We start from the raw sequence: 12,937 nt of genomic DNA on the forward strand, positions 1-12,937 counted from the left end.
GTGCCGGGATGACGAGCGAGACCCCCAACACGCCCAGCCCGGATCAGATCCGCCGCTCCCCGAAGGTGCTGCTGCACGACCACCTCGACGGTGGCCTCCGTCCCGGCACCATCATCGAGCTGGCCGCAGAGGTCGGCTACGACAAGCTGCCCGAGACCGACGCCGACAAGCTCGGCGTCTGGTTCCGCGACGCCGCCGACTCCGGCTCCCTCCCGCGCTACCTGGAGACGTTCGCGCACACCTGCGCCGTCATGCAGACCAAGGAGGCCCTCTTCCGGGTCGCCGCCGAGTGCGCCGAGGACCTGGCCGAGGACGGCGTCGTGTACGCCGAGATCCGCTACGCCCCCGAGCAGCACCTCGAAGCCGGCCTGAGCCTCGAAGAGGTCGTCGAGGCGGTCAACGCCGGCTTCCGCGAGGGCGAGCGCCGCGCCAAGGCCAACGGCCACCGCATCCGCGTCGGCGCCCTGCTGACCGCGATGCGCCACGCCGCCCGGGCGCTGGAGATCGCCGAACTGGCCAACCGTTACCGCGACAACGGCGTCGTCGGCTTCGACATCGCCGGCGCCGAGGCCGGGTTCCCCCCCACCCGCCACCTCGACGCCTTCGAGTACCTCAAGCGCGAGAACAACCACTTCACCATCCACGCGGGCGAGGCCTTCGGCCTGCCGTCGATCTGGCAGGCCCTCCAGTGGTGCGGCGCCGACCGCCTGGGCCACGGCGTGAAGATCATCGATGACATCGAGGTCGCCGCCGACGGTTCCGTGAAGCTGGGCCGCCTGGCCTCCTACGTCCGCGACAAGCGCATCCCCCTGGAGATGTGCCCGACGTCGAACCTGCAGACCGCCGCGGCCGCCTCGTACGCCGAGCACCCGATCGGTCTGCTGCGCAAGCTGCACTTCCGGCTCACGGTCAACACCGACAACCGCCTGATGAGCGGCACCAGCATGAGCCGCGAGTTCGAGCACCTGGTCGACACCTTCGGCTACTCGCTCGACGACATGCAGTGGTTCACCGTCAATGCGATGAAGTCCGCGTTCATTCCTTTCGATGAACGACTGGCGATGATCAACGACGTGATCAAGCCCGGCTACGCCGAGCTGAAGTCCGAGTGGCTTTTCCGTCAGACCGCCTCCACCAGCGGATCTGTCTCGGCCTAGGCCACGGAATGACCCACGGAAAGCGCCCGGCGGTACGACACCCCGGGTGCTTTCTCGTATTTACGGATGTTTGCGGGAGGGGGTTTGAAGTGGCTAGTTTGCGGAGCCGCTCGATTCCCCGTCGCAAGGACGATTTTTCATGAAGCAGTCTGCTGCCAAGTCCCTCGGTGTCGCTGTCATTGGTGCCGCCCTCGCCGCGGGTGCCGCGGGTACCGCCTCCGCCTCGGCGCTCCCCACCCCGAACCTCACGGACGCCCTCGGCACCGTCACCAGCGCCACCAGCTCCATCACCAACCAGACGGAGCACGGCCAGCAGGGCCAGGACGGCCAGGCCAGCGACCCGGCCGCCCCGGTGAACCAGCTGCTCGGCGGGGTCCCCGCGCTCGGCGGCCTCGGCGGCGCGCTGGGCTAGTCACCCACACCGCGTAGTCGCCCACCCCGCGAAAACGCACGCCCGTACGCCTGGCGCACACCCCTTCGAGGCGGTGTGCGCCCTGCGGCGCGGTGTGCCACGATCACCACCAACTGCCCGCCTACGTCTGGGGTATGAGGTCCGGTCATGCGCATCACGGCACGATTCAAGGCGCCCGCGACGATGTTCGCGCTGCTCCCCGCCCTGCTCCTCGGAGCCGTCGGCTGCAGCAGCGGCACGGACGCGTCCCCGCCCGGCAAGAGCCCGGACCCCAAGGGCTCCGCGGCCGCCTCCCCCTCCGGCGCACCCGGCCCCGCCGCCGCCTCCCCGGCCCCCAAGGCCAAGGACGCCCGCCTGGAACGCTCCGCCCTCGAACAGGGCGACCTCCCCGGCTACCAGGTCTCGGCGCAGGGCAAGAACCCGGGCGCCCCGGCCGGGCAGCCGCAGGCCGACAAGAAGGCCTGCCAGCCGCTCGCCGACATCATGGGCGACAAGCCCGACCCGGCCGCGCACGAGACCGTCAACCGGGGCATCGGCTCCCAGAAGCAGGTCGGCCTCGCCGTCTCCGCGTCCGTCAGCTCCTACGACGAGAGCGACGCCAAGAAGGTCGTCTCCCGGCTCCGCGAGGCCGTCGCCGCCTGCGGCTCCGGCTTCACCGCCACCGTGCAGAAGCAGACCGGCAGCTACCGGGACGTGAAGGCGGTCCCGTTCAAGGCGGCCGGTGACGAGAGCGTCAGCTGGACCACGACCGCCTCCGCCCAGGGCGTCTCCGCCCAGGTCCACCTCGTCGTCGTCCGCGAGGGGTCCAGCATCGTCCGGCTGATGGCCCTCAACGTGGCGGCCGCCGGCCAGAAGGCGGCGGTTCCGCAGGAAGTCGCCGACAAGCAGCTGGAGAAGGTCCGGAAGGCCGGCTGAATCCGGCCGGATTCCCGCCGGGATTCCTACCAGGCGGTGCTCGGGGAGCCCACGCCGGACTTCTCGTTCGGGATCAGCAGCCACAGCGCCAGGTAGATCAGGAACTGGGGGCCGGGCAGCAGGCAGGACAGGACGAAGATGAGCCGCATCGTGCGGGCCTTCATTCCGAACCGCTTGGCCAGTCCGGCGCAGACGCCGCCGATCAGCCGTCCGTCACGGGGGCGGGTCAGCGCGCTCATGGTGTGCTCCTTCGCATCGGGATTCGCGCGCTTTCCTTTTGTGCTCGGCGCGATGGATCAATACTCGCGCGGCACCGCCGACAGGACGTCGGTCCACGGGCCGAGGCCTACCCTGGGAATTCTCGGGGTGTTCCCCTGAGACACGGCATCCGGGGAGGTCAGGGGCCTGCGCAGCCTGGCCCGCAGCACCGGTACGACCGCCACGTGCACGATGATCACCCCGGCGGTGTTCAGCAGCAGGGCATCCACGTCCAGCACGCGCCCGGGAACGGCCGTCTGGAGCATTTCGATGCTCAGCGAGATCAGCACGGCGGCCGCCGCCGTCCGCGCCAGCGAGGCCCACGCCGCCAGCGCCCCGGGCCGCAGCCGGCCCCCGGCCAGCGGCAGCAGCACCCCCAGCGGGGCCAGCAGCGCCAGCCCCTCCCCGATCCGCCGCGCGGCCTCCAGCGGCCCCATCGCCAGGTCCGCCCGGATCCCCTCCAGCGGGGACAGGTTCGCGGCCGCCGCCCAGGGCACGTCCAGCGGGCTCAGGGTGAGCCAACCGACGAGCAGCAGGTGCGCGGCCAGCAGGGCCCCGCTCAGGAGCCGGGGACGGACCGGGAGCTGTGTGGCGGCGCTGCCGCTGCCCTCATGACGGTGCACACCACCGAGGACGCCGCCCCCGGTGGCAGCGGTTCCGGTCGGCGCGGGTGGTCTCGGGTCCTGGTCTCGGGTCCTACCCGACGGCCAGCAGCACGGCCAGCAGCACCGCGCCCGCGACCGCGGGCACGATGATCTCCCAGGCCCACCGCACGCGGACCGGCCCCTGCGCGCCCGGCCGGGCGGCGCCGCGCTCGGCCAGTTCGGTCAGCTCGTCCACGGCCTTGTCGGCGGAGGCCCGGACGGCCGCCCCGGCCGCCCCGTCCCCGGGAGCGCCCCCGCCCGCCGCCTCGCGCCGGCCGGCCGAGCGGTTGGCCTTCTTGCGCTCGCGTAGCGACACCGGCACCGACCAGAGCTGGTACTTCGCCCCGTCCGCCAGCACCTCCGCCGAGTACCCGGCGCGCACCGCGTCGACGATCCCCCAGGGCAGCTCGATGATCCGGAACGGGTTGCGCACCCGCATCCGGTCCTCGTTGGCGAAGACGGCCGGCCGGATGGTGAACGCCACGGTCAGCGGTACGGCGCACAGCGCGGCGGCGATCCCGATCCACCGGCCGCCGCCCACGCCGCGCACGACGGCGTCCCCGCACAGCCACACGATCATCGCCAGGATCAGCACCCCGGTGACGACGGCCATGGGGGAGCGGTAGACGCGGTCCGCGTAGGCCGGCTCAGGGGTGGAGGGTGTGCTCATGCCGCCGATTGTGCCGCATGCCCGCCCGGAGGCGACCGGCGCACGGGGGCCGGGTGCACCGATGGCGGATGTCACGCCCAGATGTGCACGAGGGGGGTGACAGGTCGCTACGCGCGTAGATATGCTCATCTGGTGACCATGCCCACCACCCTCACCGCATTCGCTGACGTGACGACGTCCGACAGCGCGCTGCGCCGCTTCCTGCACGGGCTGCCCGGCGTCGACGCAGTCGGACTGGAGGCCCGCGCGGCCTCCCTCGGCACCCGCTCGATCAAGACGACGGCCAAGGCGTACGCCATCGACCTGGCCATCTCGATGATCGACCTGACGACGCTCGAGGGTGCGGACACCCCGGGCAAGGTCCGGTCGCTCGCCGCCAAGGCCGTCAACCCCGACCCCCTGGACCGTACGACGCCCACGACCGCCGCGGTCTGCGTCTACCCCGACATGGTGGCCACCGCCAAGGCGGCCCTGAACGGCGCCGACGTCAAGGTCGCCTCCGTCGCCACCGCCTTCCCGGCGGGCCGCGCCGCCCTGCCGGTCAAGCTGGCCGACACCCGTGACGCCGTCCTCGCCGGCGCCGACGAGATCGACATGGTCATCGACCGTGGCGCCTTCCTCGCCGGCCGCTACCTGGAGACCTACGAGCTGATCAAGGCCGTCAAGGAGGCGTGCGTCCGCGAGGACGGCACCGCCGCCCGGCTGAAGGTCATCTTCGAGACCGGCGAGCTGTCGACGTACGACAACATCCGCCGCGCCTCCTGGATCGGCATGCTCGCGGGCGCCGACTTCATCAAGACGTCCACCGGCAAGGTCGGCGTCAACGCCACCCCGGCCAACACCCTGCTGATGCTCGAAGCCGTCCGCGACTTCAAGGCGCAGACTGGAATCCAGATCGGCGTGAAGCCGGCCGGCGGCATCCGGACCACCAAGGACGCCATCAAGTTCCTGGTCCTGGTCAACGAGACCGCGGGCGAGGCCTGGCTGACGAACGAGTGGTTCCGCTTCGGCGCCTCCAGCCTGCTGAACGACCTGCTCATGCAGCGCCAGAAGCTGAGCACCGGGCGTTACTCCGGTCCCGACTACGTGACGGTGGACTGATCACCATGGCATCCCTCTTCGAGTACGCACCGGCTCCCGAGTCCCGCTCGGTCGTCGACATCGCCCCCTCGTACGGCCTCTTCATCGACGGTGAGTTCACCGACGCCGCCGACGGCAAGGTCTTCAAGACCGTCAGCCCCTCCAGCGAGGAGGTGCTGTCGGAGGTCGCCCAGGCCGGCGCCGCCGACGTCGACCGCGCCGTCAAGGCCGCCCGCCGCGCCTTCGAGAAGTGGTCCGCGCTGCCCGGCTCCGAGCGCGCCAAGTACCTCTTCCGCATCGCCCGGATCATCCAGGAGCGCAGCCGCGAGCTCGCCGTCCTGGAGACCCTGGACAACGGCAAGCCGATCAAGGAGACCCGCGATGCGGACCTCCCCCTGGTCGCCGCCCACTTCTTCTACTACGCGGGCTGGGCCGACAAGCTCGACCACGCGGGCTACGGCGCGAACCCGCGCCCGCTCGGCGTGGCCGGCCAGGTCATCCCGTGGAACTTCCCGCTGCTGATGCTCGCGTGGAAGATCGCCCCGGCGCTCGCCACCGGCAACACCGTCGTCCTCAAGCCGGCGGAGACCACCCCCCTCTCGGCGCTGTTCTTCGCGGACATCTGCCGCCAGGCCGGTCTTCCCAAGGGCGTCGTCAACATCATCCCCGGCTACGGGGAGGCGGGCGCCGAACTCGTCGCCCACCCCGACGTCAACAAGGTCGCCTTCACCGGCTCCACCGCGGTCGGCAAGGCCATCGCCCGCCAGATCGCCGGCACCGGCAAGAAGGTCACCCTGGAACTGGGCGGCAAGGGCGCCAACATCGTCTTCGACGACGCCCCCGTCGACCAGGCCGTCGAGGGCATCGTCAACGGCATCTTCTTCAACCAGGGCCAGGTCTGCTGCGCGGGCTCGCGCCTCCTGGTCCAGGAGTCGATCCACGACGAGCTCCTCGACTCCCTCAAGCGCCGCCTGAGCACCCTGCGCCTGGGCGACCCGCTCGACAAGAACACCGACATCGGTGCGATCAACTCCGCCGAGCAGCTCGCCCGGATCACGGCCCTGGCCGACACCGGCGAGGCCGAGGGCGCCGAGCGCTGGTCCCCGGCCTGCGAGCTGCCCTCCTCCGGCTACTGGTTCGCCCCGACGCTGTTCACGAACGTCAGCCAGGCGCACACCGTCGCCCGGGACGAGATCTTCGGCCCGGTCCTGTCCGTGCTGACGTTCCGCACCCCCGACGAGGCCGTCGCCAAGGCCAACAACAGCCAGTACGGCCTGTCCGCCGGCATCTGGACGGAGAAGGGCTCCCGCATCCTCGCGGTCGCGAACAAGCTCCGCGCGGGCGTCGTCTGGGCCAACACGTTCAACAAGTTCGACCCGACCTCGCCCTTCGGCGGCTACAAGGAGTCGGGCTTCGGCCGCGAGGGCGGCCGTCACGGTCTGGAGGCCTACCTCGATGTCTGAGTCTTCTGCGACCCGCCTGAACGTCTTCAAGACCTACAAGCTGTACGTCGGGGGCAAGTTCCCCCGCTCCGAGAGCGGCCGGGTGTACGAGGTGACCGACTCGAAGGGGAAGTGGCTGGCCAACGCCCCGCTGTCCTCCCGCAAGGACGCCCGTGACGCGGTCGTCGCCGCGCGCAAGGCCTTCGGCGGCTGGGCGGGCGCCACCGCGTACAACCGCGGCCAGATCCTCTACCGCGTCGCCGAGATGCTGGAGGGCCGCCGCGAGCAGTTCGTCCGCGAGGTCGGCGAGGCCGAGGGCCTGTCCAAGTCCAAGGCGGCGGCCGTCGTCGACGCGGCCATCGACCGCTGGGTCTGGTACGCGGGCTGGACCGACAAGATCGCCCAGATCGCGGGCGGTGCCAACCCGGTCGCGGGCCCGTTCTTCAACCTCTCCACCCCGGAGCCGACCGGCGTCGTCACGGTCGTGGCCCCGCAGGACTCGTCCTTCCTGGGCCTGGTCTCGGTGATCGCCCCGGTGATCGCGACGGGCAACACCGCCGTCGTCATCGCCAGCGAGAAGGCCCCGCTGCCGGCCCTGTCCCTGGGTGAGGTGCTGGCCACCTCCGACCTGCCGGGCGGCGTCGTCAACATCCTCTCCGGCAAGGCCGCCGAGATGGGCCCGCACCTCGCGGCCCACCAGGACGTCAACGCGATCGACCTCGCGGGCGCGGACACCGCCCTCGCCAAGGAGCTGGAGATCGCCGCCGCCGACAACCTCAAGCGCGTCCTGCGTCCACAGCCTGTGGACGACTGGGCCGCCGACCCGGGCACGACGCGCATGACGGCGTTCCTGGAGACCAAGACCGTCTGGCACCCCACCGGGTCGCTGGGCTCGGGCGGTTCCTCCTACTAGGAACCGGCCCCACGCGAACCGGCCCCGGCAGTCCGTCCCCCCGGCTGCCGGGGCCTTCGCGTGCCCGCCCCGCCCCTACTGCTTCGGGAGCACCGGACCCAGCAGCGAGGAGACGGCCGCCTGCGGGATCTCCTTCACCGAAGGCCCCTGCGTCAGCACCCCCGTGACCATCGTCGTGCCCACCGCCGGGAAGTCGGCGACCTTCGTGCCCACCCCGTTGTCGAGGGGGTCCACGCCGGTGTGGGCGAGGGGGTTCACCTTCAGGTTGGAGATCGGGTCGACCACCCCCGAGAGCGCCGCCGCCGGGTCCAGCTCGCCGGCCTGCGCCGCACCGGCCGCCATGGCCAGGGCGGCCCCGGCCAGGGAGAGGGTCAGTCCGGCGGAACGGAGCCGCTGGGGAGAGGGGTCGGAGGCTGCGTGACGTGCCATTGGTTCCCGCCTGTGGTCGTAGTCGCGTGCGCACACAGCGTAGTCGAGGGGGCTCGCGGGATTCCAACCCGCCGTGTGAGACCGGTCGCAGGAGCTGTCGGCAGTGTGTTGATACGCCGGGTAATGCCTCACACTGGTCTCCCGTGAGCTGTTCATCTCCCCTTCCGACGCGCGTCGTGCTCCTGACCGGTCCCTCGGGTTCCGGCAAGTCCTCGCTCGCGGCCCGCTCGGGGCTGCCCGTACTGCGCCTGGACGACTTCTACAAGGAGGGGACGGACCCGACCCTCCCCCTGGTCGAGGGCAGCTCGGACATCGACTGGGACTCCCCGGAGTCCTGGGACGCCGACGTCGCCGTGGCCGCCGTCGCCGAACTCTGCCGCACCGGCCGCACCGAGGTCCCGGTCTACGACATCGCGACCAGCTCCCGCACGGGCACCGAGACGCTGGACATCTCGCGCACCCCGCTGTTCATCGCGGAGGGCATCTTCGCCGCCGACATCGCCGCCCGCTGCCAGGAACTCGGCCTCCTCGCCGACGCCATCTGCCTGCGCGGCCGCCCCTCCACCACCTTCCGCCGCAGGCTCGCCCGCGACCTGCGCGAAGGCCGCAAGTCCCTGCCGTTCCTGGTGCGCCGGGGCCTGCGCCTGATGCGCGCCGAACGCGGCATCGTCGCCCGGCACGTCGCCCTCGGCGCCCACGCCTGCGGCGGCGACGAGGCCCTGGGCCGCCTCGCCGCGGCCGCGGCCGGCCGCCACCGCTCGGCGAGCACCGCGGCGGCGTAGCCGCCCGTACGCACGTGAAAGCGCCCGGGCCGCGTGAGCGACCCGGGCGCAAAGAGGAAGCGGGACCAAGCGGACCCCCGACCGCCTGATCCCGCTCCCATCCCCCCATGGCCTCCGTCCCACCCCCGTAGGACGGACCCCCTGGCCGGTGGTCTGTGGTGTGCGTGCCGCCGCGTTACGCGACGAGCTCCCCGAAGGACTCCGCCTCGTCACGCCCGAAGCTCAGCACCTCGTCCTCGCGCAGCCGGCGCAGCGACCGCCAGATGCTCGACTTCACCGTGCCGACGCTGATGCCCAGGATCTCCGCGATCTCCGGGTCCGTGCGGCCCTCGTAGTAGCGCAGCACCAGCATCGTGCGCTGCGGCTCCGGGATCCGGGCCAGCGCCTGCCAGAGCACCGCGCGCAGCTCCGTACCGCGCGTCGCGTCCGTGTCGGAGGCCGTCTCCGGCAGCTCCTCCGTCGGGTACTCGTTCAGCTTGCGCCGGCGCCACGCGCTGATGTGCAGGTTCGTCATCGTCCGGCGCAGGTAGCCGCCCACCGCCGCCTTGTCGCTGATCCGGTCCCAGGCCCGGTACGTGGAGAACAGCGCGCTCTGCAGCAGGTCCTCGGCCTCGTGCCGGTCGCCGGTCAGGTGGAAGGCCGTCGCGTACAGGGCGGCACGCCGCTCCTGGACGTACGCCGTGAACTCCGCCTCCGAGGAGGAGGACGGGGAGGAAGGGGTCCGCTGGGCGGGAACCGCCTGGTACTGGTTCGCGTCAATGGCTACGACGTGAGCCTGTCGCCGGGTGCCCGGCACCGTACGGACACCCGCCCGGCGGTTCGCGTCGTGCAGCCGCGTGACAACCGCGCTGGTGGTGGTGCTGTGCAGCGTGTTCATCTCGCGCCCCCCGTCGTGGAGTCTGCTTCTGTCCGTGTTCCGATGACAAAAGACTGCCCGGCCGACTTAACCGCCGTGTCCGTCGACTGTCACAGCACTGTCACAGCCGCCCGCGATCCGGATCCGAGCGGGACTCGACGCCGGATCCGCGAGGGACCCGCGCCGGATCCGTGAGGGATCCGTCGCGCGCGACGGTCGAAGTCCCGACGGCCGATGGGACAGAATGAGCCCGTGCCTTTCCTGTTGCTGATCGAGGACGACGACGCCATCCGCACGGCCCTCGAACTCTCCCTGACCCGCCAGGGCCACCGTGTGGCCACCGCGGCGACGGGTGAGGACGGCCTGAAACTGCTCCGCGAGCAGCGGCCGGACCTGATCGTGCTCGACGTCATGCTGCCCGGCATCGACGGCTTCGAGGTGTGCCGGAGGATCCGGCGCACCGACCAGCTGCCGATCATCCTGCTCACCGCGCGCAGCGACGACATCGATGTCGTCGTCGGCCTGGAGTCCGGAGCCGACGACTACGTCGTCAAGCCCGTCCAGGGCCGGGTGCTCGACGCCCGCATCCGCGCCGTGCTGCGCCGCGGCGAGCGCGAGGCCAGCGACTCCGCCGTCTTCGGGTCCCTCGTCATCGACCGCGCCGCCATGACCGTGACGAAGAACGGCGAGGACCTCCAGCTCACGCCGACCGAGCTGCGGCTGCTGCTGGAACTCAGCCGCCGGCCCGGGCAGGCGCTCTCCCGCCAGCAGCTGCTGAGGCTGGTATGGGAGCACGACTACCTCGGCGACTCGCGGCTCGTCGACGCGTGCGTCCAGCGGCTGCGCGCCAAGGTCGAGGAGGTCCCCTCCTCACCGACCCTGATCCGCACGGTCCGGGGTGTCGGCTACCGGCTGGACTCCCCGCAGTGATCAAGGCCCTCTTCGCGGGCCGGCGCTGGACCAGCCTGCGGGTGCGGCTGCTCGTGGTGTTCGCCCTGGTCGCCCTGACGGCCGCGGTCTCCGCCTCCGGAATCGCCTACTGGCTCAACCGCGAGGCGGTGCTCACCCGTACCCAGGACGCGGCCCTGGGCGACTTCCGCCAGGAGATGCAGAACCGCGCCGCCGCCCTGCCCGCCGACCCCACCCCCGAGGAACTCCAGCGCACCGCCGAACTGATGGCGGGCAGCAGCCCCGGGTACAGCGTGCTGCTCGTCAGCGAGGGCAAGGACAAGCGGCTGCGGTTCGGCGCGGCCGGCTCCGCGACCTTCGGGCTGGACGACGTACCGAAGTCCCTCCAGCACGCCGTGAACGACCGCCAGAAAAGCACCACCGCGAACGACGCCCAGTACCACATGTACTGGCAGCGGACGAAGCCCCACGGCAACCCGTACCTGGTCGGCGGCACCCGCATCGTCGGCGGCGGACCCACCGGCTACATGTACAAGTCCCTGGCCACGGAACGCGACGACCTCAACGCCCTCGGCTGGTCCCTGACCATCGCGACGGGCCTGGCCCTGCTCGGCTCGGCCCTGCTCGCGCAGGCGGCGGCCCGGACCGTGCTCAAGCCCGTACAGCGCCTCGGCGAGGCCGCACGGCGCCTCGGCGAGGGCGAACTCGACCACCGGCTCGACGTGTCGGGGACCGACGAACTCGCCGACCTGTCCCGGACCTTCAACCGCACCGCCGAGGCACTGGAGAAGAAGGTCGCCGACATGAGCGCGCGGGAGGAGGCCAGCCGGCGCTTCGTCGCCGACATGAGCCACGAACTGCGCACCCCGCTCACGGCGTTGACGGCGGTCGCCGAGGTGCTGGAGGAGGAGGTCGACGACCTCGACCCGATGATCGCCCCGGCCGTGGGCCTGGTGGTCAGCGAGACCCGCCGGCTCAACGACCTGGTGGAGAACCTGATGGAGGTCACCCGCTTCGACGCGGGAACGGCCCGCCTCGTCCTCGACGACGTCAACGTCGCCGACCAGGTCACCGCCTGCATCGACGCCCGCGCCTGGCTGGACGCCGTCGAGGTCGACGCCGGACGCGGCATCGTGGCCCGCCTCGACCCGAGGCGCCTCGACGTCATCCTGGCCAACCTGATCGGCAACGCCCTCAAGCACGGCGGCTCACCGGTGCGGGTCTCGGTGCGGGTCGAGGAGGAGTGGCTGGTCGTCGCCGTCAAGGACAACGGACCGGGCATCCCGGAGGAGGTGCTGCCGCACGTCTTCGACCGGTTCTACAAGGCCAGCGCCTCCCGGCCGAAGTCGGACGGCAGCGGACTGGGCCTGTCGATCGCCATGGAGAACGCGCACATCCACGGCGGCGACATCACGGCCGCGAACGGCCCGGAGGGCGGGGCCGTGTTCACCCTGCGGCTTCCGGTGGACGTGGGGAAGGTGATCGCCGGTGGCGGCACGGACGCGTAGGACACTTTCGGCCCTGGGACTCCTCTCCTTGTCCCTCTCCCTCTCCCTCTCCCTGTCCGGGTGCGGGATCCGGGCCACGACCGTTCCGGTCGACGTGGGCCCGGCCCCCTCGCGGGTGTCCTGCGACACCCCGGACCTGCCGCCCGGGCAGAGCGGGGTGCAGGGGTTCCGCGCCAAGGTGCAACTCGTCTGCGGATCGCAGCTGGTGGCGGTGGAACGGGTCGTCCCCGTACCCGAGAAGCGCACCGGGCGCGACCCCGTCACGCTGGTCGCGCAGGCCCTGCTGGAGGAACTGGAACGCAACCCGTCCGAGCAGGAACGGGAGGGCGGCTTCACGAGCGGCGTCCGGGACGGCCTGGCGGCGGTCCCGGCGCGCCCCGGCGACCCGGCGGGCACGGTACGGCTGAGCCGCAAGCCGGAGGACCTGCCGCCGGTGGCCCTGGCCCAGATCGTGTGCACCCTCTCGGAGAGCGACGCCATCTCGGCGGGCCCCGGCCCGGTGGTCCTGGGCGGCCCGGACGCGGACCCGCCCCGCGCCTGGGAATGCACGGACGCGGTCCGCAACCGCCCGGAATCGGCCCCCACCCTGGGCGAACTGGTCCGCCCGACGACCACCCCGTCCCCGTCGGCGTCGGCGTCCTGAGCGGCCCTGCGCCGCGGGCCCGCCATCTCCCCCTCGGGGGGTGGGGGCCGGGCGGTGGCTGCCCACCCGCCTCCCCGCCTGCGGGTGGGTGGGCCGGGGCGGGTGCCCGGCGGGCGGGACCGGACCGCCGACCGGGACCGGACCGCCGACCGGGACCGGGGAGGGGCGGGACCCGGCGGGGCGGTCTCAGAGATGGTTGGGGGCTTCCCGCCAGTCTCATCGTCCTTCCGCGTCGGGCCGGCCTGTCAAGGGCGCTCCTTCGTCGCGTCGCTTCGCGATGGCCTTCGGCCACCCTAGACACAACCTCCCCCCCCCAAAA

Annotated in this window: 15 protein-coding genes; 10 read left to right on the forward strand and 5 right to left on the reverse strand. The window is 71.9% G+C overall.

Annotated features, from left to right (window positions below; genetic code table 11):
* The first annotated feature begins 8 nt into the window (after positions 1–8).
* The 3 genes from ACFVXK_RS20425 to ACFVXK_RS20435 all read left to right on the forward strand — a co-directional run bounded on the left by ACFVXK_RS20425 (position 9) and on the right by ACFVXK_RS20435 (position 2,484).
* Entirely contained in the window at positions 9–1,157 is a 1,149-nt protein-coding gene (locus ACFVXK_RS20425; protein ID WP_389613581.1) for an adenosine deaminase, read from the forward strand.
* Positions 1,158–1,296: 139 nt separating this feature from the next.
* Complete coding sequence (locus ACFVXK_RS20430; RefSeq protein ID WP_358893585.1) at positions 1,297–1,569, forward strand: hypothetical protein; 273 nt, start codon at positions 1,297–1,299, stop codon at positions 1,567–1,569.
* A 147-nt stretch (positions 1,570–1,716) separates the two neighbouring features.
* Positions 1,717–2,484, forward strand: coding sequence for a hypothetical protein (locus ACFVXK_RS20435; protein WP_389613583.1), 768 nt, complete (start codon positions 1,717–1,719; stop codon positions 2,482–2,484).
* A gap of 26 nt (positions 2,485–2,510) precedes the next feature.
* Here the strand turns inward: ACFVXK_RS20435 and ACFVXK_RS20440 are convergent, their stop codons facing one another.
* The 3 genes from ACFVXK_RS20440 to ACFVXK_RS20450 form a co-directional block, all read right to left on the reverse strand.
* Positions 2,511–2,723 (reverse strand): PspC domain-containing protein, encoded by a 213-nt coding sequence (locus tag ACFVXK_RS20440; protein ID WP_389613585.1) that lies wholly within the window; start codon positions 2,721–2,723, stop codon positions 2,511–2,513.
* 57 nt (positions 2,724–2,780) lie between these two features.
* Positions 2,781–3,365, reverse strand: a complete 585-nt coding sequence (locus ACFVXK_RS20445) for a VanZ family protein (RefSeq protein WP_389613587.1) — start codon at positions 3,363–3,365, stop codon at positions 2,781–2,783.
* A 73-nt stretch (positions 3,366–3,438) separates the two neighbouring features.
* Positions 3,439–4,056, reverse strand: coding sequence for a PH domain-containing protein (locus tag ACFVXK_RS20450; protein ID WP_389613589.1), 618 nt, complete (start codon positions 4,054–4,056; stop codon positions 3,439–3,441).
* Positions 4,057–4,194: 138 nt separating this feature from the next.
* Between ACFVXK_RS20450 and deoC the strand changes: the two genes are divergently transcribed.
* From deoC to ACFVXK_RS20465, 3 genes are read left to right on the forward strand one after another with little or no spacing between them, the layout of a single operon-like run.
* The gene (gene deoC / locus ACFVXK_RS20455; protein WP_389613613.1) at positions 4,195–5,157 is read left to right on the forward strand and encodes a deoxyribose-phosphate aldolase; all 963 of its coding nucleotides are present in this window, start codon (positions 4,195–4,197) and stop codon (positions 5,155–5,157) included.
* A gap of 5 nt (positions 5,158–5,162) precedes the next feature.
* Positions 5,163–6,599, forward strand: coding sequence for an aldehyde dehydrogenase family protein (locus tag ACFVXK_RS20460; protein ID WP_389613591.1), 1,437 nt, complete (start codon positions 5,163–5,165; stop codon positions 6,597–6,599).
* Positions 6,592–7,491: an aldehyde dehydrogenase family protein gene (locus tag ACFVXK_RS20465; protein ID WP_389613593.1), complete on the forward strand. Its 900-nt coding sequence runs from the start codon at positions 6,592–6,594 to the stop codon at positions 7,489–7,491. The genes ACFVXK_RS20460 and ACFVXK_RS20465 overlap by 8 nt, the downstream gene beginning before the upstream one ends.
* A 75-nt stretch (positions 7,492–7,566) precedes the next feature.
* Here ACFVXK_RS20465 and ACFVXK_RS20470 read toward each other — a convergent pair whose 3' ends face one another.
* A complete protein-coding gene (locus ACFVXK_RS20470) occupies positions 7,567–7,920 on the reverse strand; it encodes a hypothetical protein (RefSeq protein ID WP_389613595.1) in 354 nt (117 codons plus the stop codon).
* A 176-nt stretch (positions 7,921–8,096) separates the two neighbouring features.
* Between ACFVXK_RS20470 and ACFVXK_RS20475 the strand changes: the two genes are divergently transcribed.
* Positions 8,097–8,702 (forward strand): uridine kinase, encoded by a 606-nt coding sequence (locus ACFVXK_RS20475; protein WP_389613597.1) that lies wholly within the window; start codon positions 8,097–8,099, stop codon positions 8,700–8,702.
* Positions 8,703–8,877: 175 nt separating this feature from the next.
* Here the strand turns inward: ACFVXK_RS20475 and ACFVXK_RS20480 are convergent, their stop codons facing one another.
* Complete coding sequence (locus tag ACFVXK_RS20480; RefSeq protein WP_389613599.1) at positions 8,878–9,579, reverse strand: SigE family RNA polymerase sigma factor; 702 nt, start codon at positions 9,577–9,579, stop codon at positions 8,878–8,880.
* 231 nt (positions 9,580–9,810) lie between these two features.
* Between ACFVXK_RS20480 and afsQ1 the strand changes: the two genes are divergently transcribed.
* From afsQ1 to ACFVXK_RS20495, 3 genes are read left to right on the forward strand one after another with little or no spacing between them, the layout of a single operon-like run.
* Entirely contained in the window at positions 9,811–10,488 is a 678-nt protein-coding gene (afsQ1, locus tag ACFVXK_RS20485) for a two-component system response regulator AfsQ1 (protein ID WP_185117195.1), read from the forward strand.
* Entirely contained in the window at positions 10,386–11,975 is a 1,590-nt protein-coding gene (locus ACFVXK_RS20490; RefSeq protein ID WP_389613602.1) for a sensor histidine kinase, read from the forward strand. Before afsQ1 ends, ACFVXK_RS20490 begins: the two co-directional genes overlap by 103 nt.
* Positions 11,976–12,003: 28 nt before the next feature.
* A complete protein-coding gene (locus ACFVXK_RS20495; RefSeq protein WP_389613604.1) occupies positions 12,004–12,618 on the forward strand; it encodes a hypothetical protein in 615 nt (204 codons plus the stop codon).
* Positions 12,619–12,937 lie beyond the last annotated feature (319 nt).

It is taken from the genome of Streptomyces sp. NPDC058157 (genome assembly GCF_042884105.1).
Classification (GTDB): Bacteria; Actinomycetota; Actinomycetes; order Streptomycetales; family Streptomycetaceae; genus Streptomyces.